Annotated in this window: 21 protein-coding genes and 4 pseudogenes; 17 read left to right on the forward strand and 8 right to left on the reverse strand. The window is 44.4% G+C overall.

Annotation, left to right across the window (positions count from 1 at the left end):
- Both GKZ89_RS20885 and GKZ89_RS09725 read left to right on the forward strand, forming a co-directional pair.
- Positions 1-1230: pseudogene (locus tag GKZ89_RS20885) on the forward strand (hypothetical protein); the annotation flags it as partial.
- Positions 1231-1249: 19 nt separating this feature from the next.
- Positions 1250-1645, forward strand: coding sequence for an immunity 22 family protein (locus GKZ89_RS09725; protein WP_155112215.1), 396 nt, complete (start codon positions 1250-1252; stop codon positions 1643-1645).
- Positions 1646-2198: 553 nt separating this feature from the next.
- Here GKZ89_RS09725 and GKZ89_RS09730 read toward each other — a convergent pair.
- A pseudogene (locus GKZ89_RS09730) lies at positions 2199-2423 on the reverse strand (T6SS immunity protein Tdi1 domain-containing protein); the annotation flags it as partial.
- A 110-nt stretch (positions 2424-2533) separates the two neighbouring features.
- Here GKZ89_RS09730 and GKZ89_RS09735 point away from each other — a divergent pair.
- The 7 genes and pseudogenes from GKZ89_RS09735 to GKZ89_RS09760 all read left to right on the forward strand — a co-directional run bounded on the left by GKZ89_RS09735 (position 2534) and on the right by GKZ89_RS09760 (position 9582).
- Positions 2534-2860 carry a hypothetical protein gene (locus tag GKZ89_RS09735; protein WP_155112216.1) on the forward strand — a complete coding sequence of 109 codons (327 nt, stop codon included), beginning with the start codon at positions 2534-2536 and terminating at the stop codon, positions 2858-2860.
- 312 nt (positions 2861-3172) lie between these two features.
- A pseudogene (locus tag GKZ89_RS21590) lies at positions 3173-3331 on the forward strand (pre-toxin TG domain-containing protein); the annotation flags it as partial.
- A 648-nt stretch (positions 3332-3979) separates the two neighbouring features.
- Positions 3980-4492 (forward strand): annotated as a pseudogene (locus GKZ89_RS21595) (LXG family T7SS effector ribonuclease toxin YxiD); the annotation flags it as partial.
- Positions 4493-4498: 6 nt separating this feature from the next.
- Positions 4499-4939 carry an SMI1/KNR4 family protein gene (locus GKZ89_RS09745; RefSeq protein ID WP_155112218.1) on the forward strand — a complete coding sequence of 147 codons (441 nt, stop codon included), beginning with the start codon at positions 4499-4501 and terminating at the stop codon, positions 4937-4939.
- Between the two features lie 745 nt (positions 4940-5684).
- On the forward strand, positions 5685-7109 hold the full coding sequence (locus GKZ89_RS09750; RefSeq protein ID WP_155112219.1) for a carbon starvation CstA family protein: 1425 nt from the start codon (positions 5685-5687) through the stop codon (positions 7107-7109).
- 507 nt (positions 7110-7616) lie between these two features.
- Positions 7617-8888: a peptide synthetase gene (locus GKZ89_RS09755; protein WP_155112220.1), complete on the forward strand. Its 1272-nt coding sequence runs from the start codon at positions 7617-7619 to the stop codon at positions 8886-8888.
- A gap of 253 nt (positions 8889-9141) precedes the next feature.
- Positions 9142-9582 (forward strand): cell wall hydrolase, encoded by a 441-nt coding sequence (locus GKZ89_RS09760; RefSeq protein WP_155112221.1) that lies wholly within the window; start codon positions 9142-9144, stop codon positions 9580-9582.
- A 35-nt stretch (positions 9583-9617) separates the two neighbouring features.
- Here GKZ89_RS09760 and GKZ89_RS09765 read toward each other — a convergent pair whose 3' ends face one another.
- On the reverse strand, positions 9618-9857 hold the full coding sequence (locus GKZ89_RS09765) for a hypothetical protein (RefSeq protein WP_155112222.1): 240 nt from the start codon (positions 9855-9857) through the stop codon (positions 9618-9620).
- Between the two features lie 140 nt (positions 9858-9997).
- Positions 9998-10414, reverse strand: coding sequence for a VOC family protein (locus GKZ89_RS09770; protein ID WP_155112223.1), 417 nt, complete (start codon positions 10412-10414; stop codon positions 9998-10000).
- A gap of 156 nt (positions 10415-10570) precedes the next feature.
- Here GKZ89_RS09770 and GKZ89_RS09775 point away from each other — a divergent pair, with 156 nt between their 5' ends.
- The 8 genes from GKZ89_RS09775 (at position 10571) to GKZ89_RS09810 (ending at position 17585) form a co-directional block, all read left to right on the forward strand.
- Positions 10571-11932 (forward strand): acyclic terpene utilization AtuA family protein, encoded by a 1362-nt coding sequence (locus GKZ89_RS09775; RefSeq protein ID WP_155112224.1) that lies wholly within the window; start codon positions 10571-10573, stop codon positions 11930-11932.
- Positions 11916-12227, forward strand: a complete 312-nt coding sequence (locus tag GKZ89_RS09780; RefSeq protein WP_155112225.1) for a DUF4387 domain-containing protein — start codon at positions 11916-11918, stop codon at positions 12225-12227. Before GKZ89_RS09775 ends, GKZ89_RS09780 begins: the two co-directional genes overlap by 17 nt.
- A gap of 16 nt (positions 12228-12243) precedes the next feature.
- On the forward strand, positions 12244-13380 hold the full coding sequence (locus GKZ89_RS09785) for an ADP-ribosylglycohydrolase family protein (protein ID WP_155112226.1): 1137 nt from the start codon (positions 12244-12246) through the stop codon (positions 13378-13380).
- 18 nt (positions 13381-13398) lie between these two features.
- On the forward strand, positions 13399-15477 hold the full coding sequence (locus GKZ89_RS09790) for an ADP-ribosylglycohydrolase family protein (RefSeq protein WP_155112227.1): 2079 nt from the start codon (positions 13399-13401) through the stop codon (positions 15475-15477).
- Positions 15461-15805: a hypothetical protein gene (locus GKZ89_RS09795; protein ID WP_155112228.1), complete on the forward strand. Its 345-nt coding sequence runs from the start codon at positions 15461-15463 to the stop codon at positions 15803-15805. The genes GKZ89_RS09790 and GKZ89_RS09795 overlap by 17 nt, the downstream gene beginning before the upstream one ends.
- A gap of 164 nt (positions 15806-15969) precedes the next feature.
- The gene (locus GKZ89_RS09800) at positions 15970-16509 is read left to right on the forward strand and encodes a DUF5381 family protein (protein ID WP_155112229.1); all 540 of its coding nucleotides are present in this window, start codon (positions 15970-15972) and stop codon (positions 16507-16509) included.
- Positions 16510-16522: 13 nt separating this feature from the next.
- Positions 16523-17062, forward strand: coding sequence for a DUF5381 family protein (locus tag GKZ89_RS09805; RefSeq protein ID WP_155112230.1), 540 nt, complete (start codon positions 16523-16525; stop codon positions 17060-17062).
- A 22-nt stretch (positions 17063-17084) separates the two neighbouring features.
- Positions 17085-17585 carry a DUF5381 family protein gene (locus GKZ89_RS09810; protein ID WP_155112231.1) on the forward strand — a complete coding sequence of 167 codons (501 nt, stop codon included), beginning with the start codon at positions 17085-17087 and terminating at the stop codon, positions 17583-17585.
- Between the two features lie 167 nt (positions 17586-17752).
- Here GKZ89_RS09810 and GKZ89_RS09815 read toward each other — a convergent pair whose 3' ends face one another.
- The 5 genes from GKZ89_RS09815 to GKZ89_RS09835 form a co-directional block, all read right to left on the reverse strand.
- The gene (locus tag GKZ89_RS09815; RefSeq protein ID WP_155112232.1) at positions 17753-18094 is read right to left on the reverse strand and encodes a hypothetical protein; all 342 of its coding nucleotides are present in this window, start codon (positions 18092-18094) and stop codon (positions 17753-17755) included.
- A gap of 326 nt (positions 18095-18420) precedes the next feature.
- Positions 18421-18735, reverse strand: coding sequence for a DUF4176 domain-containing protein (locus GKZ89_RS09820; protein ID WP_155112233.1), 315 nt, complete (start codon positions 18733-18735; stop codon positions 18421-18423).
- A 21-nt stretch (positions 18736-18756) separates the two neighbouring features.
- The gene (locus GKZ89_RS09825) at positions 18757-20172 is read right to left on the reverse strand and encodes an LXG domain-containing protein (protein WP_162356680.1); all 1416 of its coding nucleotides are present in this window, start codon (positions 20170-20172) and stop codon (positions 18757-18759) included.
- 13 nt (positions 20173-20185) lie between these two features.
- Positions 20186-20461 (reverse strand): DUF5344 family protein, encoded by a 276-nt coding sequence (locus GKZ89_RS09830; protein WP_155112235.1) that lies wholly within the window; start codon positions 20459-20461, stop codon positions 20186-20188.
- A gap of 21 nt (positions 20462-20482) precedes the next feature.
- On the reverse strand, positions 20483-20851 hold the full coding sequence (locus GKZ89_RS09835; RefSeq protein WP_155112236.1) for a hypothetical protein: 369 nt from the start codon (positions 20849-20851) through the stop codon (positions 20483-20485).
- Between the last annotated feature and the right edge of the window lie 569 nt (positions 20852-21420).

Here is a 21420-nt window from a genome sequence, read left to right on the forward strand (position 1 = left end):
ACCGCCGGCATGCAAAAACTGGCCCAGGCCGAAAAAGGAATCTACGGCCTCACCGTCGCCAACTCCGGCTACGAATTCACAAGCGGCCGCGACATGTTCGGCAACAAGCTGACCGAGGAACAGCGGAATAACGCCATGTGGGAAAGCTTCGGGCTAGTGGGCTCACCATTCCTTGCCCGTGGCGTGACCAAGCTCACCAGCAAACTGCCGCACAACCCGGCGTTCGTTCAGAACCAGATCAATAAGGCAAAGCAAGCCGTGCCAACCCCGTCCAACTGGGTCAGCCAGCCGCACCGGAATACGTTTGCGAAGCCTGAAGTGAAAAAGCCGGTTGTAAACAATATCGGGAAAAGAACCACTCCGAATGCTTCAGCTGTTAGTCCTCCTTCGGCAAGCATTAATAAGAGCATAGCGGATTCGGGTGCAGCTCCTGTAAACAAAGTTGAAAGCAAACCTCAGACTGGCCCTGGCCTCGGTAAGAAGGTTGATCCGGTTAAAGAGCAGGAAGTAAGGTCCCAGCCGAAAGTGGTGAATGGTAGGGATGTTCCTGTGGTAGGTCCGGTGAAGCCGGAGGTTAAGGAAGTGCCGAAAAGTTTGGGAAATGGTAAAATTGAGGTAGAGCAAGTTGTGCCTATTAAGGGTACGGGTGAAACTAGTATATCTAAGCCAGCAAGACCTAAAGCAAGTAGCGTGAAACCCGGGGTAAGAGAGAAACCTTCTGCTAGTAAAAAACAGAAGGGAAAAAGATTGTCAAATGAGCAATTAAATAATCTTGTAAAAGGCAATTTTGTTAAAGAAACCTCTAGGACTAGAACCTTTACACCAGAAACTATGCCAGGAAGTAAAGATTTTGCAAAATGGTTTAATGAATTGAGCATAGATGAATTTGAACTAGCCTGGTCTACTCCAAAATTAAGGACCATAATTGAGAGTAGGATTCGTTATCCCGGTGGCTACCATGAATGGCATCTAGTATCTCGAGCACCAATTTTTAAACGGTGGGGCGTAACGGCTGAAGATATAGCAGAAATGAGAACGTTAACGAAAGACGTTGAGTTTATAAACCCAGTAGGAAGACATGGGTTTGATGGTTCTGGAAAAGCTCATAGAGAGCTTCTTGATCTGATTGATCACTCACTTGATTATGAAACATTTAAAAGGAAATTAAGAAATTGGGCACATTATAGGTTGAAAGGCGGAATTGATTCATTACCTGAAGGGCTTAGATAATTAGAAATGGGGGATTAAGATGGAAAACCCAGGAGCTGTTTCTCTTTGGTTTGGAAATTGTAGTAATGAGGATTTGCTAAGCAAGTATGTAGAAATAAAATATGATAATGAGGGAGACAGAATTCCTTCAAGCTTTATGAATGATTTTAAAATAGACTTCCTTGAGTATAACCAAGATTTATTAGAATGTACTTACAATGAATATCCTACGTCTTCTTTGTCTGAATTACTAAAGAATGCTTCTTATTCTGACGCACTTATAAGTGAACTTAAAGACTTTTATGGTGAAAGTTTAGAAGGAAAGTACAATATTGTTATTCGGTTATATGATTTTGAATATGAGGAACTTGTTGAGGAAGCAAAACTTGATGGTAGGAACCTTAAATATATGGGGTCTGTTATTTATGAAGATTAGTAACTGAATATGATAATTAATATAGTATTTGAAGCCGCGATGCACTTTTTGTTAGTTGACAAAAGGTGCTTTTTGCATGTAAAAAGTTTGGTTGAACACAGTAAAGTATAACTTCTGTAAAATAGAGACCTCATGGAGTATCTGGTAATATTTTGTCTATCGAGAAAAGTGCGAGAACCGAACGAGATGATGTTTTATAAGGTAGGGATACTTATGATACTGAGAAGGTTTGCCTTCCACTTTGTTTACAGGAGCTGCACCCAATTCTGCTATGCTCTTCTTTATGATACATAAAGATAGTGAATAATAAAAAGTGAAGATTTATGAGTGAGACAATAAGAATGTGATTTGTTTGAGAATCGAGTTCTGACTTCAAAATGGCAGCCCAAAACTTCGGGGAATTTCTAGATATTCCTACATCAACTAGTTCTAACTTGAAGTTTTCATTTGTATCTTTTTCAATATATTGAAGGACCAATTGTTCTGCTCTTTCTCTCGATACCTTCATTATCGAATACTTATAAATTGTGTTATGTACCACGCTTTACGAATATTACTGAACTGGTCCCATAAATTCAGTAATCATAAGAATATGTTCCTTCAATTTGACTTTTTTTAAATTCTCTACTTTTTCTCCTCCACCTAAACCTAATAGTGGGGTGTAACCAAAACATTCGTCATAGTTAGGGGGGCTGTATTTACTAATCGCTTCAGGATAAGGCTGCCACATTAATTCATCGTTCATAAAGTCAGTATCTTTTAAGTCATCAAAAAAGAATTCCTAACGCCAAACGAACAATTTGATGGTTGGCATGGGGGGATTTGAAAAAAGTCTTCCAGGAAAAAGAAGTAATCCAATAAATGATATATAAGAAAGGAGAGGTTGAATTGGCTAAAATTAAAATGAAGATAGAGAGAGATGCTAATGAGATAAAGTACATTTCTATTTTAAGAAAAGAGGTTAATAAAAGTATTTCCGAAATAAAAAAATTAATTAGTAATAATGACTACATTTTATCTTATAATCTACTTGATATGGATGAAATGATAGAGATAGAAAAAATCGTAAGTTTATTATTGAAAGCTGATGCTAAAGTTCATTTATATGAAAATAATAGAGAAGTTAGTATTGAATTTCTGAATAATTTAATAGAATCTTATCAAGACACAGAAAACTACATGGAAGAAATTGATGAGCAAATGGATAAATATTAAACTTATGTTTTTGTTCAATCCTTAAGGGAAAAAGAGAATGAACTGCTTTTATAATATCAGGGACAAGGGGACAGGTCGCTTGTCCCAAGGTAACAAGAGAATGCGTGAAGCAGTGACAAAGGAAACAAAGTCCCTCCCCATTGTTTAGTTTTTAACGGGACGATGAACCTGTCTCTCTGTCTCACTAAGAAAAGCACAAATAGCGGTTTTATCCGCTATTCGTGCTTTTTTCTTTCTATTCTACCTTTATTAAGGGTCATCCGGCATATGCCTTTTTGACCTCGAATACGACATCACCACCGTCCCGGGGAAGTGACCGGTGTAAACGACATCATCCGTGCGACGACCGGAGTGGACCCGGTGACGGGTAAGAAGCTGACGGAGGCAGAGCGGGTCAAAGCTGCGGGGCTGGCCGCTGCCGGATTCATCCCAGTCGTAGGTTGGGGAGGCCGTGCAGCCAGAGGGGTATACAAAGGCGGAAAAGCGATCGAAGGCATGGTAACCGCAGACCGTGCCCTCGATGCCTACAAGACCACCGCCGGCATGCAAAAACTGGCCCAGGCCGAAAAAGGAATCTACGGCCTCACCGTCGCCAACTCCGGCTACGAATTCACAAGCGGCCGCGACATGTTCGGAAACAAACTGACCGAAGAACAGCGGAAAAACGCCATGTGGGAAAGCTTCGGCTTGGTGGGCTCACCCTTCCTTGCCCGTGGTGTGGCCAAACTCACCAGCAAACTGCCCCACAACCCGGCGTTTGTTCAGAACCAGATTAATAAGGCAAAACAAGCTGTGCCGTCGCCGGCTAACTGGGCCAGCCAGACGCACCGGAATACGGTTGCGAAGCCTGAAGTGAAGACGCCGGTGGTGGACAATATCGGGAAAAGAACCGCTCCGAATACGTCATCTGTTCAAAAAGTAGATGTCAGACCCCCTTCGGCGAGTATTAAGAGAGGCTCAGCAGACTCGGGTGCAGCTCCTGTTAACAAAGTGGAAAGCAAATCTCAGACTGGCCCTGGCCTCGGAAAGAAGGTTGATCCGGTTAAAGAGCAGGAAGTAAGGTCTCAGCCTAAAGTGGTGAATGGTGGGGGAATTCCACCTGTAAATCCAGTGAAACCGGAGGTTAAGGAAGTGCCGAAGAAGAACGGAAATGGTAAAATTGTAGGTGAGGATGTTGTAGCGGTTGGGAGTACAGGGGATAAAAAGATAGATTCTGATACAATTAAAAAATATATCAGAGATATAGAAGGCCGAACTGGCAGAGAATTACCTAAAAACCAGATAGAAAAGTTAAAGGAAGCCTTGAGAAATAAAGAGTATAAAAAAATGTCACCAATAGAAACAGCTAAACATAGGGCAGAATTTGATAAAGTTAGAAATAATGTAATTAAAGAGTGGGAAGAAAATACTGAGCAAAAGTGGCCCGTATATAATGAAAATGTTATTTCAGAAAAAACAGGTAAGATAATTAGGAAACAAGGAGATAAATATGATGCTCACCATATAATTGAAAATACTTTTGGGGGAGAACATGAATGGTGGAATATGCACCCTGCAAAATTCCCAAATGAGCATCAAGCGGGTATTCATGGAACAGGATCACCAGCAAATACACTTTTAAAAGGGAGGTAAAAAATAATGGGCTATGAATTTATCAATGCAACCGAAGAAAACAGTTTTTTTTCAGTGGCTGAAAACGAAATAAAAGAGGCTGAGAAGGAACTTGATTTGAAATTTCCTAAGGAGTTAGTTGACTTTTACATAGAGGTTGGCTATGGGTTCATTAAAGGTTCGGAGTTTAATATTAATCGTATTATGGATCCTTATTCCGTAAGAGATTTTCGGTTAAGAGTAAATGATTTTGAGTTTTATCCTGACATAGAAATATATGATGAATTTGAAAACAATAAACTAATATTTTTTGAGGGCAGTGAATCAGCTTTAATGTCAATCGAATTGACTAATAAGGATAGCAATCCAATTTATTATTATGATATTCAAATTGCGGATTCTCTTGAAGAATTTTTAAGGAAAATTGAAGAAAATGATCAATATTACTTGGAGTTACTAGTAGACTAAGATCATGTTCAAACTCATACCTTATTGGCTAAAAGCCTTTCAAAAGCATCGGGACGGGACTCATGCTTCATGAACGGAATCCGTGACATTATTTTCATTTTCTCTTTTTGATCAGTGTTGTTGTTGGGGACTATTGTAAGTTTTACTCTAAGAAAAGCACGATAAGCTGTTTTCTCCGCTATTCGTGCTTTTTTCTTACTATTTTTTCTTTATAAAGGTATAAAGGTTCATCCCCCTAGGCCTTTATGGCCCCGCTCAGCAACCTCCACCATTGACGGCACAATCCAGCCCATCAATTTCTGGAGTGACCCTCGACAACTCCGGCTACGAATTTACATCCGGCAAGTACATGTTCGGCAAAAAGGTTACCGAAGAACACCGCAATAGTACCACGGGGGAACCTTCGGCCAGGTAGGCTCTAGGTTCCTGAATAAAGCCCTCACCAAGCTCCGGCATAACCCGCCGTTTATTCAGAACCAGATTGCTTCGCAAACGTATTCCGGTAAGTGTTGGACGGGTGGGCTGGGATTGGTTTGCTGTTATTTTAAAACCGCTCAGAGAGGTCTTACAAAATATAGATAATAAAATCTCTTCTAAACGGAGATGCTTATTTCAATAATTCCATCAAATTTTTAAATCATTTTAACTTTTCTGAAAATTCTATTGTCCACCTCCTGATTGTTTGTTAGTATTGTAAGCATATTTTCTAACAATTACCGTCATTTACGGTTAGGGGGCTATATTCATGCTTACGTTTCTGGCATCGATCGCACTGCTTGTACTGGGTTATTTGGTTTATGCAAAGGTGGTGGAGCGGATTTTTGGCATCCAGCCTGAGCGGAAGACGCCTGCTTATACGAAAGAGGACGGTTTGGATTATGCTCCAATGCCCTGGTGGAAGGGGTGGCTGATTCAACTGCTGAACATTGCCGGATTGGGGCCGATCTTTGGGGCATTGATGGGGGCGCTATATGGCCCTGTTGCGTTTATCTGGATTGTGTTTGGCTGTATTTTTGCCGGAGCAGTTCATGATTACTTTTCCGGGATGATGTCTCTCCGCCACAATGGCGAGCAGTATCCTGCAATGATTGGACGGTATCTTGGGAAAAACATGAAGCATATCATCAATGTGTTTTCTCTCATTTTAATGATTCTGGTTGCAGCGGCGTTTACAGCTGGTCCTGCTCAGCTGATTGCACAAGTTACCCCTTTATCGTTCGGGGCTGCACTGGCCATCATTTTTGTCTATTTTTTAATCGCGACGATCCTTCCTGTAAATAAAGTGATCGGCAGGATTTATCCGTTATTCGGGGCGATTTTGATTTTTATGGCGGTTGCCATTGCTCTCGCCCTGCTCTTCGCCGGGAAGCAGATACCCAATCTGACTTTTGAAAATTTACATCCGAAGGAGCTCCCAATCTGGCCTCTGCTCATGGTGACCGTCTCGTGTGGAGCCATTTCCGGATTTCACTGTACACAAAGTCCGATTGTAGCAAGAACGCTTAAAAATGAAAAAGACGGCCGGAAAGTTTTTTACGGAGCAATGGTTGGGGAAGGCATCATCGCTTTAATCTGGGCCGCTGCCGGGATGACGCTTTTCAACGGCACGGACGGACTGCAGGCAGCCATTAATGCTGGCGGACCTGCGGGAGCGGTGAATGAAATCTCGACTTCTCTCTTGGGAACATTCGGTGGCATTCTTGCGATTTTAGGGGTCATCATCCTGCCGATCACGACAGGAGATACCGCCCTTCGCTCCTCGAGAATGATTCTGAGCGAAATGGCCGGGGCGAAAAAGAAAGCGGACTGGAAGCAGGCCCTTCTCTACTCCATTCCAGTCAGTATCCCGGCCCTGTATTTATCAACGATTGACTACTCATTCCTATGGAGGTATGTCGGCTGGTCCAACCAGGTCGTAGCTGCAGTTACTCTCTGGGCAGCCACGGTTTACTGTCTGCAAAAAGGAAAGTTTCATTGGATCTGCGGGATTCCGGCTATGTTCATGACAGCTGTCGTAACAGCTTATATCTTTTACGCACCGGAAGGATTCGGTTTAGATTACACACTCTCTATGACACTTGGATCTATTCTTACTGTGGCAGTCGGGATCTGGTATGTGTACCAGATCCGGCGCTATAAGCAGCCGCTGGAAACTGAGGCAGCCGCATAATGCTGAGCAGGAGCCGCTTTCAAGCGGCTCTTTTTTTGGTTTGAGAGAAATTTGCTGGAACGAAAACGCACTGCCCATCCGGCATTCATCTAATGGAGAGAGAATGCTTTTCTAGCGTACTCACAATGTGAGGCATACTTATTTTACCGGACAGGATTGGTTTGGCCAGGCATGGTTGTTCATGTGATATTGCAATAGTAATTCATACGGTATTTTCCCATTTTTACAAGAATGTGAGATGAGAGAGCGGTTTATGTATCCCCAACAGGGGTAAGGAAATAGCTGTAAGACTGTTTGGAAAATTTTTGATGAAAAAGTTAGGGTTAGTAGAGATAGTCTGCATATGGAAATGTATTTGAAAGCACAGTGTCAAGTTTAAGCTGATGGTGCAGTTCCGGGTGTGAAAATGGAGATGGCATTGAATCAGATTGATCATTCGAACTGTAACGATCCCCGGTGCTCTTTTTTGTTCAGACGATAAAAAATGAATCAAAGGAGTTAATAACTATGACTCAAGTTTTCGACAGAACTGCAGATCAGTACCTTCGCCCGCTCGGCGCGTTCGAGCGCATCATCGATCTGTATATGCATCGCAACCCTGTCCAATTCTCCCTGGCAGCTGTGCTAGCTCGTGATGTCTCTGAGAGGGAGTTGACTCAGGCGCTGCAAAAGCTGCAGCGGGTCCATCCGCTGCTCGCCGCCGAAGTCCGTCGCCCTGACCAAGAAAATCACCGAGCCATAGGCGCAGTGTTTCACTCCTCCGGCAGAGAGATTCCCGTCCGTATTGCGCGCGAAATGACGTGGGAACGCGAAGCAGCTTATGAGCAGACAACACCAATAAAGTCTTCTCCGGGCCCTCTGGCGCGTGCGGTCCTAATCCCCGCCGGGAATGGGCTTGCAGGGGCCACTATTGTGATGACGTTCGCTCATCAGATTACGGATGGACGCGGTGCCTTGCGCGCCATACAGGACCTGGCGGCAATCCTCGCAGGAGAATCCCTGCTTCCATCGGACCTTCCTATGGCGCAGGAGGATTTACTAGCCAGCCCTGCTCCAACGGCCGCCACCGTCGAGAGTGCCGCTCAAAAACCTGCGGAACCGGCCGGGGAGCAGGAAGCAATCTTATCGCCTCCGGGACGACTGCGTCCCTTCGACGGAACGATTCCGCACATTCAAGCTAAAGACCTTGGTGCTGCGGATACCAATCAGCTCATCGAGCGCTCACGTGCCGAATCTTGTACGGTGCAGGCCGCGTTATGCGCAGCGGCGGCTTTGGTGTTAGTTAAAGCGATGAAGCGAGAGCAAGTACGCATCAACGTTCCAATTGACCTCCGCCAAGCTGCCGGACCCGAAGATGTCGTCGTCCGTTTCGCTGCCACCATGGTCGTCCTCGATCATTCAACTGGCTCGGGGTTCTGGGATCTCGCGCGGAGTGCAGCCGCTCAGCTTAAGGCAGCACGTAATCCGGAGACGATTCGAGACTCAGCTCTGATGCTTGCGCAGCTTTCTCCGTCAACTGCAGATGATGCAGAGTTGGCGATGCTTGCCGCGACGAACGCAGACATTGAGATCACAAACCTTGGGGTAACGACGGGAATCGCCGAGGAGGGGGACGTGCTCGCAGTGTGGGGCCCAACGATGACGACGCAGGTCGCTGGAGAACAGATTCTTGGCGTGGTCACCCACGGTGCCGTGCTGCGTATGGTGAACGTAACCCATGACCCGATCGCAGGACTTGTCGAGAAAATCAGCCTCGAACTTGAAGCAGCCTGCCGATAACGTGAATGGCAGGCGGCTTAAAGCAAGGCCATATCAGCCACTTCAAGAAACATCGGGATCTGTATATTCAGCCTGATCCCAAGATACCTGCTTATCCTGAGGTGGATAGGCAGCCGCATAATGCTGAGCAGGAGCCGCTTTCAAGCGGCTCTGTTTTTTTGCTGAAGAGAAATTTGCTGGAACGAAAGCGCACCGCCCGTCCGGTATTCAACATTCCCCCCTCTCTTCATACACTATCCTGAGGTGAGAAAAAATGGGCAGAGTTAAATACACGGATGCCGATGTTGCCTTGATGGCAAGGATGATGAGAGCCGAGGCTGAAGGTGAAGGAAAGCAGGGCATGCTGTATGTGGGAAATGTGATTGTAAACCGGGCGAAGGTGAATTGCTCGGATTTTAAAGATGTGCGGACGATCCGGCAGGTTATTTTTCAGGTGCAGGGCGGAAATTATTCATTTGAGGCTGTGCAAAAGGGGAATGTTTTTTATAACCGGGCAAGATCCGTAGAAAAAAGACTGGCCAGAAAAAACCTGGAATTCTGGCGGGAGCATCCGGCTAAATATTCCCTATGGTATTTTAATCCTTATGCCCCGTGTCCTCCAACTTGGTACGGCCAGCCGAAAGCAGGCCAATTCAAAAAGCATTGCTACTATGAACCGAAGCCGGGCACTTGCGCCAGCGTGTATAGCGGATGAAGTGATTTAAGCCTCTCCTAACAGGAAGAGGTTCTTTAACTTATACCGACCCGGATCACCGGCTTATAATGCCCCCGGCACGTTTTCACAATCGCTTGAAGCTGGATCAGCTTTTTTAAGGAAGGGTTCAAATAGCCAGCTGCATCATAGCTTGTTTTTCCGAGCCTTTGGCCGATTTGGACCGGCTTGATGCCATACTCATCCTTCAGGATCAGGTCGAGTTCTACAATTTTGTCATATATTTGGATATCCTTTTCGGTAATTCGAATCTCCATCAGAACACCCCCGGAACGAAGTAGTTTTATTTTACCCTTTATTTCTTCGTGATGATCTAGTCTGGAGGATGGGATTATTTCTGTACATATAGTCCGGGAAAAGAGAAGCCCGCCGAAGGTAAAAGTGGCGGGCTGCAAAATCAGTTGCGGCTTTTTTCAAAATTCAGATCCCAGATGACTCCGAAGCCGTCCTCCACCTTTGCGTAGCGCGCACCCCAGAAGGTGTCCTGAAGCTCCATCAGAATGTTGCCGCGCTCACTCAGACGGCCGTAGATCGTTTCGATTTCTTCGCTGCTTTCAAGTTCAAGGGTAAGAGTGATGTTTGACCCGATTTCAACAGCCCTTCCCGGAAAAGCATCGGAAACCATAAAGAAAAGCGGGTCCTGTCTGAAACGTGCATGAAGAATCAACTCTTCAGCTTCGGGCGGTGTCGGAAAATCGGCTTGTCCATACGTCTGGACATTCGTTATTTCTCCGCCGAAAACTTCCTTGTAATACGCCAGCGCTTCTCTGGCATTGCCGTTAAACGAAAGATAGGGCACCGCATTTTGTTTCATTTCAAGCACTCCTTTTCGCAAAATGACTTCTTCTATTCCTTCGCTTCTCCCTGTTCATTTTCCTCTATTCTTACAGGCTGGTAAAAACGAAATCGAATGCCTTAGCCTTCCGGAACATAGGATAGAGTATACAAGCTGTGAGAGGAGGCTGAAGCGATGAACGGTTCCGTTCGGATCTTATCTCCATGCGGGATGCTGGGCTATGGATTCCCGGCTGCTTCTTTTTTAAAGGGGCTGGAATATGAGGTGCATGGAATTGTTGTCGATGCCGGCTCAACGGATGCAGGTCCTCATAAACTTGGAGCCGGGGTGCCGATTGTGAGCAGGAGGGCGGCGAAAAAGGATTTGGAACTTCTCCTTATCCACGGTCTTCCGAAAGGGATTCCAATCGTAATTGGCTCTGCAGGTGGAGCCGGGGCAAAGCCGCACGTGGATTGGACGCTTGAGATTATTTACGACATTTTAGAGGAGCACGATTTGTCCGCCAGACTCGCGGTTATCCCGGCAGATCTCTCTCAGGAGCTCGTTCTCCGCTCCTTCACAAAACCGCTTTCCCCTAACATTCCTCCTTTAAATGAAGAAACCGTCCTCGGGACACAATCCATTGTTGCGCAAATGGGACACGAGCCAATCGTCGAGGCGTTGAAGAATCGTGCGGAAATTATTGTGTGCGGACGGGCCTATGATCCGTCTCCTTTTGCGGCTGTCGGCCTTTTTTACGGAAAAGACCCCGGACTCAGCTATCATCTCGGGAAAATCCTGGAATGCGGAGCGCTTTGTGCCGAGCCCGGCACTACAAAAGACTGTATCCTCGGGACACTGACAGAAGACTCGTTTACTGTCGAGGCATTGAGTGAGAAAAGAAGATGTACACCGATCAGTGTAGCGGCCCACACCTTTTATGAAAAAGAGCATCCGTATTTGCTTCACGGACCTGGTTTTGTCCTGGATCTGGAGCATTGTACGTTTGAGGAAAAAGAGCTTGGAATCGTGGAGGTCCGTAACAGCCGTTTCCTGCCAGCCGAAGATTATTTTGTGAAGCTTGAAGGGGCACGTAAAGTGGCGTATCGGACCTTTGTTATTGCCGGCATCCGTGACCCGCTGCTGCTGGAGAGGCTCGAGCAGGTGGAGGAAGAGGTAAAACGGCAGACCGCTGTTTATTTTGAAGAGATTCCACAGACCGATTATACGATCCGTTTTATGAATTATGGAATGAGCGGAGTGCTTGGGGAAAAGGAACAGACCCCATTTACCGGTCATGAAGCGGCGGTGCTGTTCGAGGTCACAGCCCGGACACAGGAGCTCGCGAGCACCATCTGCGCGGCGGTCCGTTCGACCTTTCTGCATTACGGCTACGAAGGCCGGAAATCCACTGCCGGCAACCTGGCCTTTCCTTTCGCGCCCAGTGATATTGAGTTCGGACCGGTCTATGAGTTTTCCATCTATCATTTGATGAAGACATCGAGAGACCTTTTTTCGGTCCGGTATGAGGAGGTGCGGCATGGCAGGCCTTTATGAACTGGCAAAAATCATCCGGAGCAAAAATTCCGGGCCGTTCGAGCTGACGCTGGACATCTTGTTCGACTCCAGTGAAGCCTATCAGAGGGTAAAGGCATCCGGTGGAGTGACAAAAGAGAGAGTCGCAGCGCTTTATAAAATCGCACTCTCAGACATTCACCATTTTGTGTTTTTTGACCAGGCACTCGGGATCAAGATCACGATGGCGCGTCCTGTCTCATCCGGAACGCTCGGAGACAGGGATGTATACGGAGCCCAGCAGCATGCTCCGCTGTTTGCGATCGACATCGAATAGGATAGGAGGACTGGACATGGTTTCTTTTGAAAAGCGGGTAAAGGGCGCCGTATTCGGTGCAGCACTCGGTGATGCACTTGGAGCATGTGTGGAAAAACTAAGCTATGAGGAAATCAAAGAGCAGTACGGTCGGGTGGAATCACTCAAGACTGAATGGTATAAACCGGCTAAAGAGCGGCAGGGTCGGCAACGGGGGAACGGCATCGTCACAGATGACACGCTGATGATGTGTGCCTTGATGCGCGTCTATATAAAGGAAGAAAAACATCTGGATGCCTATGATCTTGCCGGAGAGTTTGTAAAAGAGATCGCTTACCGGAAAGCGTATATCCCTGAATTCGGCAGGGAGGCCTTTTTAATCGAACGGCTTTTTTACCCCGAGAAATACATTTTTACCCGGCACACCCTCGCAAACTGCGAGCCGAGGGAAGGCGGAATCGGCAATATGGTAAACTGCGGGGCAGCCATGTACATCGCCCCAGCCGGGATCGTGAATGCAGGGGATCCCCTTGGAGCCTATAACGAAGCGATTTTGTTCGCAAGCGGTCATCAGAACAGCTATGGGCTGGAAGCGGCGGGAGTGCTTGCAGCATGTGTGGCGAAGGCGTTTGAAGAAGGAGCGACGATCGAAGGGATTATGGAGACGGCCTTGTCTGTAGCGAAGGACGGTACGAAGCAGGCGATAGACGCGGTCCTTTCCGCCGCAGCCCATCTGAAGGGCGCATACATGGATGAAATCATTTTTACTCTTCAAAAGACCATCCTTCCGTTTTCGCCGATGGCCGATGATGTGCACAGGCGAATTGGAAAAGCTGGCATACCAAGCAATCACTATACCCCGAGCCGGCTGTTTTCCATAGAGGAACTGCCAATGGCATTGGCCTTCATTTATTTGAATGAGGGAGAATTTTATCCGTCCGTCTATGACGGAATCAATTCCGGGAGGGATACGGACTCCATCGGCGTGATGGCTGGGACCATCCTCGGAGCTCTATACGGGGAAGAGGCGATACGGACGGAGGACCGGATCATCCTGGAGGAGGCGAACGGCCTTCAGCTCGCTTCCCTGTCTGAAAGATTTGCTGACACAGCAAAAAAAATCATATGGAATGACCTCGATCTGCATATGGATAGAAGGAAGTACCTGACCTGACAAAAGGGAGGGATCGGCTTGCAGGAAGAGGAGTATTTAGAAAAAGTGTACGCTGGTTTCCTCGGTATGAACATCGGCATCCGGCTCGGTGCACCTGTTGAGCCAAAGGAATGGACGTATGAGCGGATCAGGGATGTTTATGGCGAGATTCATGGTTATATAAAAGATTACCGCATGTTTTCAGCTGATGATGATGCGAACGGGCCGGTTTTTTTTATCCGCGCGCTCAGCGATGATGCACGGGGGAGAGAGCTGCAGCCGCAAGATGTCGGGAGGGCGTGGCTGAACTACTGCCGCGAGGGAATTGGGATGCTATGGTGGGGAGGCGAGGAAAACAGTACCGAGCACCGGGCCTATGCGAATTTAGCCAACGGCATTCCGGCTCCGGATTCGGGTTCGGCGGAACGAAACGGAATGACGCTTGCCGAACAGATCGGCGGGCAGATTTTTATCGATACATGGGGGCTCCTTTTTCCGGGAGAGCCATCAAAGGCTGCAGACTATGCAGAGATGGCGGCGAGCGTATCCCATGACCGGAATGGACTGTACGGTGCGCGATTCATTGCGGCCTGCATCGCACAGGCGTTTGAAGCAGGAAGTATCAATGAAATCGTATCGGCGGGACTGCTCGAGATTCCGGCAGACTGTGAATATGCGAAGCTCGTATGCTCGGTTCTCAGCTTTCATAAACACCACCCGGAGGACTTCCGGCTCTGCTACCACTTTGTGGAGGAACAATGGGGTTATCACCGGTATCCTGGCGATTGCCACATCATCCCAAATGCAGGGATTTGCGTGCTGGCACTGCTTTATGGAAATGGATCAATCGACCGGACAGTTGAAATCGCTGTCATGTGCGGATGGGACACGGACTGCAACGCAGGAAATGTCGGAACGATCGCAGGTGTTTTCGCCGGACTCGCCGGAATACCGAGGCATTACCGTAAGCCGGTGAACGATACAATCGTCACCTCTAGTGTTTCCGGCTTCCTGAACATCGTTGACATTCCGAGCTTTGTTAAGGAACTCGCGGGGCTCAGGCTTGAGCGGGAAGGCAAACCCCCGCTTCCCGTTCCCCGGGGAGACATCCGCTTCGATTTTTCGCTCCCGGGTTCAACGCATGGATTTTTAACAGACAATCCATTCAAGACGATCGTAAAAGCTGCTCCTGCAGCCTTGGAAGTCCTCTTTGACCGGATGACAGCCGGAGAGAGGAGCCGGATTTTCTGGAAATCGTTTTACCGGCGGGCAGATTTTAATGATGAAAAATACAAGCCGGTCTTCTCGCCGAAAGCCTATAGTGGCCAAACCGTCCGGGCACGGATCTTTCTAGACCAGTGGCGGGGAGAACGGATCCTGCTCACCCCCTATGTGAGAGATACGTTCAGCAAAGAAGCCATTAAGCTCGCCCCCGTCGCAATTGAAAACCAGGCAGGATCGATTGCAGAGTTTACCATTCCGGATTTAAACGGCTCTTTCGCAGACGAAATCGGATTTGAACTGACAAGCCATTCCCCTTCCTATAACCGGGCATTCGGCAGGCTCCTCATCAAGGAATTTCAAATCTTCGGACCCTCGGCTTACTCCATCGACTTTCGGAAACAGGCAGCAGAATTTCAATCCGTCACCCCGTTTTCCCATCATAAAGGAAAATGGAGGCTGCAGGAGGACTGCCTCCTCAGCGAATCGGCAGGTGAAGCCTCCTCCTATACAGGCAATTACTATGAGAGGGATTACACCTTCTCAGCAGAAGTCACCCCTCTGGAAGGTGAGAGCCATCTTCTTTTATTCAGAGGACAGGGGACGCAGCGCCACTATATGGCAGGCTTCAATGGAGAAGGAAAGGTGTCCATTTTCATAAGAGATTTCGGTTTGCGGCACCTGCAAACCGCGAAATACGAGTGGCAGCATCACACTGCCTACGAGTTTAAAGCAGTGTGCATCGGAGAGGAAATTGCTTTCTCCATCAACGGTGAAAAAGTTCTAACAGCAGCCGATCCGGCATTTACACACGGAATGTACGGATTCGCCAGCCTCTCAGGCGGAAAAACAAAATACCGGGAAGTCCGATTTCAATCCGGTGCGCCAGCTGACTAAAGCAGCTGACGCACTTTTTAGTGAGTCAGCAATTAAGTTTAGAAAGTCAGCAATTAATGGCGGAAAGTCAGCAATTAATGGAGGGAAGTCCGCAATTAGTGGAGGAAAGTCAGCAATTAGTGGTAATAAGTCAGCAATTAATGAAAAAAGTCAGCAATTAATGGCGGAAAGTCAGCAAATAATGGAGGGGAGTCAGCAATTAATGGCGGAAAGTCAGCAATTAATGAAGGGAAGTCAGCAATTAAGTTTAGAAAGTCAGCAATTAATGAAGGGAAGTCAGCAATTAATGGCGGAAAGTCCGCAATTAATGAAAAAAGTCCGCAATTAGTCATGAAGAGTCAGCAATTACTTACGAAAAGGTTTCTAAAACCTGTAAAATGGTAATAAGTAGGTTAATATAAAGTGATAATTACCTGATTTAGAAGAAATTATAAACTCAATCCAGTCTCTCTAAACATCACCATGAACTTAAATCTAAAAGGAGCCCTTAATATGGACAATAGGCAGATCATACCTGTCAGATCCCAATGGATACTTGTCATTTGGATGCTTATTGCATCTTTAGGAGTTTTTCTGTTTTGCATATGGGTTATGATGGATGCTCTACAGTTTGATTCTAAATACAGCTTAATAGCTATCATGGCTAGCTTAATAGGAATAATATTTGGTCTTTACTTATTTTTGCATGCACTTCCTGGGTTTTTTAAAAAAGGAAGAGTCATCTTTGAGATTGTTACTGGTCCTGATGGCAGAATACAATCTCAGAAGAAGTCGGTATTGCTAAAGGATATTAAGGATATTACGATTGACCGAAAAGGATTTACACCAAGATCTATTTTCTTTGAAGATTTAATTATTTATACTCAGCAAAATAAAACAGTCAAGATCCCTACATATAATATGGTGAATGATGTAGTATTCCGAAAACAGATAATCGAATACATTCTCCCGTATATGTCTGTCCATGCACAAGAAAGCTACAAAGCTAAGTTTACTGACTTTCCCGGTGAGCGGGAGAACAAAATAGAGTAAGGAGAGAATTCTTTTGCAAAACACTGGCCACCCTTCAATACAAGTTAAAGCATTCCCAAAGTTTATAGGACTTTTCTTTTTTTCCTCAGCAGGAGTTTTTTTAATCTGTTTATGGGTTTTTGTTGATGCTCTCCAATTTGGGTCAAAATATAGTCTTATAGGGATTGTAGCAGGATTTGCTGGAATGATCTGTGGACTTTATGTGTTTTTACACAGTTCTCCAGGAGTTTTTAAAAACAGGAGAGTTATTTTTGAAATCATACCAGGGCCCGAAGGAAGAATTCAATCCAGCAAAAAATCAGTGGCAATAAAGGACATAAAGGATTTAGCGATTAAAAGAAGAGGGATCTCTTTAAGGTCCATCTTTTATGAAGATCTGGTTATTCAAACACATCAAGGAAAAGTTGTTCAGATGAAAACCTATAATTTGGTAAATGATTATCTATTCAACCAGCAAGTTGAAGAATACATCCTTCCTTATATGACTCCTGATGCACAGGCAGCTTATAAAAGGAAGTTTTCTCAATTTCCAGAAGAGCAAGTGAAAATCTAAAATGGTTAGGAAGGAGAATATTTTGAAGACAGAAAGCCAACCATTAATAATTGAAATAAAAGGTAATCAGAGGTTAATAACAATAGGGTTAGTTGTTTCAATAGCCGTTATACCCATCTGTGCACTGATCACATACTATGCTTTTAAATCAGGTTATACTACCAGTCTTTTGGGGGTTCTGGGAGGGGTAACAGGTCTGTTTTTTGGATGCTATTTTCTATTCCATTCTTCGCCTGTGTTCTTTAACAAAAACAAAGTTCTTCTCAGAATAATATCTGGAGCCGATGGAAGGATAGTATCTGATAAAATATCAATTCCATTTAATGAGATTAAGGATATCAATATTGAACATAAAGGACTCACTTTAAGATCCTGGCTTTATTATGATATCGTAATAAGGACAACCCAAGGTAAAAAAATTAGGATCCCTACATATAATGTGCTTGATGCAGAAGATTTTAAGCCCTACATAGAAAACTATATTCTACCTTTTAAAGCATCCAGTTCTAATTTTTCCTCATGAAACCTCCTATTCCAAAAGGAGGTTTTTTTCCTCTTAACAACTCCGGGATATAAACCAGGTTTGAGGGGGTGGCAGCAGAATATCGATACAAGGGTCAGCAAATCCCGAAGTATCCGATAAAGAGACAGGTGGCGTTAAAAAGACCGCGTTTCAACAGCGCGGTCTTTTTATGAAACTTCCGGTTTCTTCAATAATAGGCTTTTCGTTGGCGGATAAAGAGCATACTTAAATAAAATCATCACAGCCAGGATAAAAACAAATCCGCCTGCACCCATGAGAGCTCCCCATGAGAACCTTGATTCTTCAAATAGATAGTAAATCAAAAACCCAACCTGCAGCAGTAGAGTCAGGAAGGCAAATGAATAGAAAAAAAGAAAAAGTCCATTTGCAAAAATTAAGAACATATAAGGAAAAACCCCTACATCCGGCCGCCGTTCTTCTTTTCTTTCATGGGAGAGCTGTCTCATTTCTCGGAACACACCCGGATAGAAGAGGAAAAAATGTTTCATAAAACCCGTCCTTTTCTATTTTTTATATCCATTTAACAAATTATATTTAAGTTTGGGGTAGGCGTGCTTACGGATAAGAGTTAAAAACAATAGAAACAAAAACAAAGGAATGAGCAGAATATATCCGATAGGACTAAAAATACCAAAAATAATAACATAGATTCCATATAAAAACAGCACTGTGAGAACTACCAATGATAAAACGTTTAGGTAAAAAAGTGCAAACCTCTTGGATTTAAGCGACGCGCTAATACCAGGAGATTTAAATTGTGACCAGTTTTCTCTGATTTCATTGATGCTGTCCTTGAAAGCGAAGGAAAGAAAATTCATGCGTTTTTATCCGCCTTCTTATCTTGCTCCTTGATATAATTTCTTAAAGCAATCTCGCCTTCTGTTTCAAGACCTTTAAAAATAATGGTAATTATGGAAGAGTGATTAAAAAATATGTTAGTATCATTATTTAAATGTCCTTCTGGATAAGGACATGAAACATAATCCCATATTCTTTCGTTCCCTTCCTGTTTTTGCTTCCTCCCATATATCATGATTAGTTTTTCTAAGTTTTCTATCTTCACTATTGACCCAATGGGAAGTAGTTCTTTTCCTATCGGAATGTTTAGGGATTCAAAATTGTTTTCCATATCGACTACCTCAATTCAAAATTATTTTGGTTGTTCTTCAAAACTAAATCCTAATTTAATACCTATACCAGCAGAAATGTCTATGCTAGTTGACATACCAACCTTGGCTTCTCCCCCTATACTTCCGGCTGAAACCCCACCCGTAACTTTGAAATTCCAATCTTCAATTAACGGCATAGGTATAATAAAAGACCCTTCGGCTTCAGCTCCTGCTGCTTTTGCACCAATTCCCCATGAAGAACCATCTACTCCAGCATAGGCTTTTGCACTGCCAACTGTTGCATTTCCTTCTACTCCAGCCCGGCCAAAATACTTAATTTTAGAATCTAACTGACTTCTCCCCTTATAGTTAACTCCAGCAGCTTGAGCTTTGAATAAAGGAGCAGGGGCATCCCCCCAGGAATTCCCTCCCATTTTCGCTGTAACTGATGCATTGCCTATATCTACTTTAAATCGTGAGTCTACAACATCAGTATCATGTAAGCCCTCTGCATGAAAAGCCGATACAGTCGAGCTCCCCCCAAAAACAAAATCCCCATCCTTTGATCCTGAAAAATTCCAATCATGTTTGTAGTATCCAAATCCTGCAGACATTTTGACGGGTGCATCTTTTGGAGTTTCAACGCCGTGTACGTAGCCGCTTCCGTCCCTCTGTGTACCGTCAATGACCCGCATTGTCTTTTTAACTTCAGAGGAAATGTTTTTAAATTTCTTGTCCAGTTCAGGGGAAGCTGCAACGCCTCCGGAATACTTTTCGACTTTTGTGCTTGTATCTGTTATATAATCCTGGTAAATGTAGTTCTTTTTGATTTGATCGATGGAGAAGTTCGGTATGACGTTTTTTCCGCCTTTGAACATGGTTTCAATTTCAGCTAAATATTGAAGTGTGTATGTGAGTTCATCTGAGATGGTAGTAACAGCTTTCGTACGCTGCTGATCAAATTCTGTGAGGTTTACTATGGTGGTGGTGATATGTTTGTGTGCATTGGCTGCTTCTTTCCTAAATCCTGATTCGTCCAGCATCGGAAGTGAGATGATGCTGCTGACGGATTTAATAGAGGAATTGGCATTTTCTACATGATCAATTATAACCTTTAAAACGTTGAAAATTCCATCTGTAATAGACCCTTCCAAACTAACCTGGCTGATAAAGCCTGATTCATCAGGTTCCAGCGTGTTCAATGCTTTTGAGATCTGCTGAAGCTGATTTTTATATTCTTTTAACAAGACTTTAATATTTAATATAAATGGAACATGGCAGCTCTGATAGAAAGAGAGAATGGCTTCTCCCGTCTTCCCCTTTAATTCATCCTTCATAGATAGAAACTCAGTTATGGCTTTTTCAATAGAAGCCAGCTGTTCTTCCTTTTCGACAAGTTTGGCAGTTATCTTATCAATTCCAGTTTGGAGGTTCGATACATCCAGCGTTTTTTCCAATGACCATCCCTCCTTAGCTTTTTCCAATCGACGCAGCCGCTTTTTGATCTGACTCATTCAGCTGGTTTACTGCATCTCTCGTAGCTCTGCTGTTTTTACCAAGGAGGGATCTGTAAAAGGCGAGCGTTTCCTGCAATAGAACATTAATCTCATTAAGTTCAACAATTATGTCAAGCTGATTCTTTTTACCGATCTCTTGCGGTATATCACTTTCCAGTTGAATAGAAGCTGTTTCAATTTGGTTAATCGCTTCATGAACCGCAGGAAATGCAACTTTTATCTCTGCCAAAGTCTCCATTCCTCTCAAATATTAATAGGGATATAAATTTGCTGTTTTTGATTCAAGTGCTAACTTAGCCAATGCATTTTGCGAATCCTTAATTTCTTCACTTAGAGATTGAATTTTTGCACCGAGCTTTTCCAATACGCTGTTCATTTGTTTTCCTTCTATGTCTTCATACTCTTCTAAAAGGCCTTTATCCCGGATTTCATCAAATTTGTCCGCATGTTGTCCAGCCCAAGTATCATTTTCAAGCTTAGGCTCTAAGCAGAGGTGTTTAGAAGACTGAAGCCCTGAATGAATACTGTTAAGCGTGGCCTGGCATTGGATCAGCAGGGATAATTGTTCTCTTTTCTCTCTCAAAGCTTCCTGGAGAGCAGCTTCCTGAATGGCAATCAATGGAGTATCACCTCCTGTTTATTCCAAATAATAAGTCAATATGCCCTTTTAAATTCAATCCTTTAGACATATACCCTGACATTTTTACAAAATAAACCTTTAATATTATTATTTGTAAATTTACTGTGTATTGATTCTATTATTGCTGAGCACGTGTCAAAATAATTGCCGGTGCAGGAAGAGGTTCACCATCGGTTTCGCAATCAAGGTAATCCCCCTTCAGCTGCCACTTTCCTAATCGTCTGCCCTGGAACGGATTATTCTTTTTTTAATAATGGGGAAAAAGTACTGACGGTGGAATATTCAACATTCGATCATGGAATGTACGGTTTTTCCAGTTTAACAGAGGGAAAAACAGAATATCGGGAAGTCCGGTTTCAATCGGGAGCGGCAATTATATGATGCAGAGGCCGCTTTTTTTGTGGTTTCAGCATATATCCAGGATTTTCATCATAAAACAGCAATTCGTCAGCATATATCTCAGAATTTCATCATAAAGAGCTTTTAAATCAGCAATTATCCCATAAATGTCAGCAATTTCTCCAGAAAAGGTTTTTATACCCTGTAAA

It is taken from the genome of Metabacillus mangrovi (assembly GCF_009711125.1).
GTDB lineage: Bacteria > Bacillota > Bacilli > Bacillales > Bacillaceae > Metabacillus_B > Metabacillus_B mangrovi.

Bases quoted from the DNA above. Each gene is read 5' to 3' on its own strand.
- GKZ89_RS09725 (WP_155112215.1), top strand. From the start codon at position 1,250: ATGGAAAACCCAGGAGCTGTTTCTCTTTGGTTTGGAAATTGTAGTAAT.
- GKZ89_RS09745 (WP_155112218.1), top strand. From the start codon at position 4,499: ATGGGCTATGAATTTATCAATGCAACCGAAGAAAACAGTTTTTTTTCA.
- GKZ89_RS09750 (WP_155112219.1), top strand. From the start codon at position 5,685: ATGCTTACGTTTCTGGCATCGATCGCACTGCTTGTACTGGGTTATTTG.
- GKZ89_RS09755 (WP_155112220.1), top strand. From the start codon at position 7,617: ATGACTCAAGTTTTCGACAGAACTGCAGATCAGTACCTTCGCCCGCTC.
- GKZ89_RS09760 (WP_155112221.1), top strand. From the start codon at position 9,142: ATGGGCAGAGTTAAATACACGGATGCCGATGTTGCCTTGATGGCAAGG.
- GKZ89_RS09765 (WP_155112222.1), bottom strand. From the start codon at position 9,857: ATGGAGATTCGAATTACCGAAAAGGATATCCAAATATATGACAAAATT.
- GKZ89_RS09770 (WP_155112223.1), bottom strand. From the start codon at position 10,414: ATGAAACAAAATGCGGTGCCCTATCTTTCGTTTAACGGCAATGCCAGA.
- GKZ89_RS09775 (WP_155112224.1), top strand. From the start codon at position 10,571: ATGAACGGTTCCGTTCGGATCTTATCTCCATGCGGGATGCTGGGCTAT.
- GKZ89_RS09780 (WP_155112225.1), top strand. From the start codon at position 11,916: ATGGCAGGCCTTTATGAACTGGCAAAAATCATCCGGAGCAAAAATTCC.
- GKZ89_RS09785 (WP_155112226.1), top strand. From the start codon at position 12,244: ATGGTTTCTTTTGAAAAGCGGGTAAAGGGCGCCGTATTCGGTGCAGCA.
- GKZ89_RS09800 (WP_155112229.1), top strand. From the start codon at position 15,970: ATGGACAATAGGCAGATCATACCTGTCAGATCCCAATGGATACTTGTC.
- GKZ89_RS09815 (WP_155112232.1), bottom strand. From the start codon at position 18,094: ATGAAACATTTTTTCCTCTTCTATCCGGGTGTGTTCCGAGAAATGAGA.
- GKZ89_RS09820 (WP_155112233.1), bottom strand. From the start codon at position 18,735: ATGGAAAACAATTTTGAATCCCTAAACATTCCGATAGGAAAAGAACTA.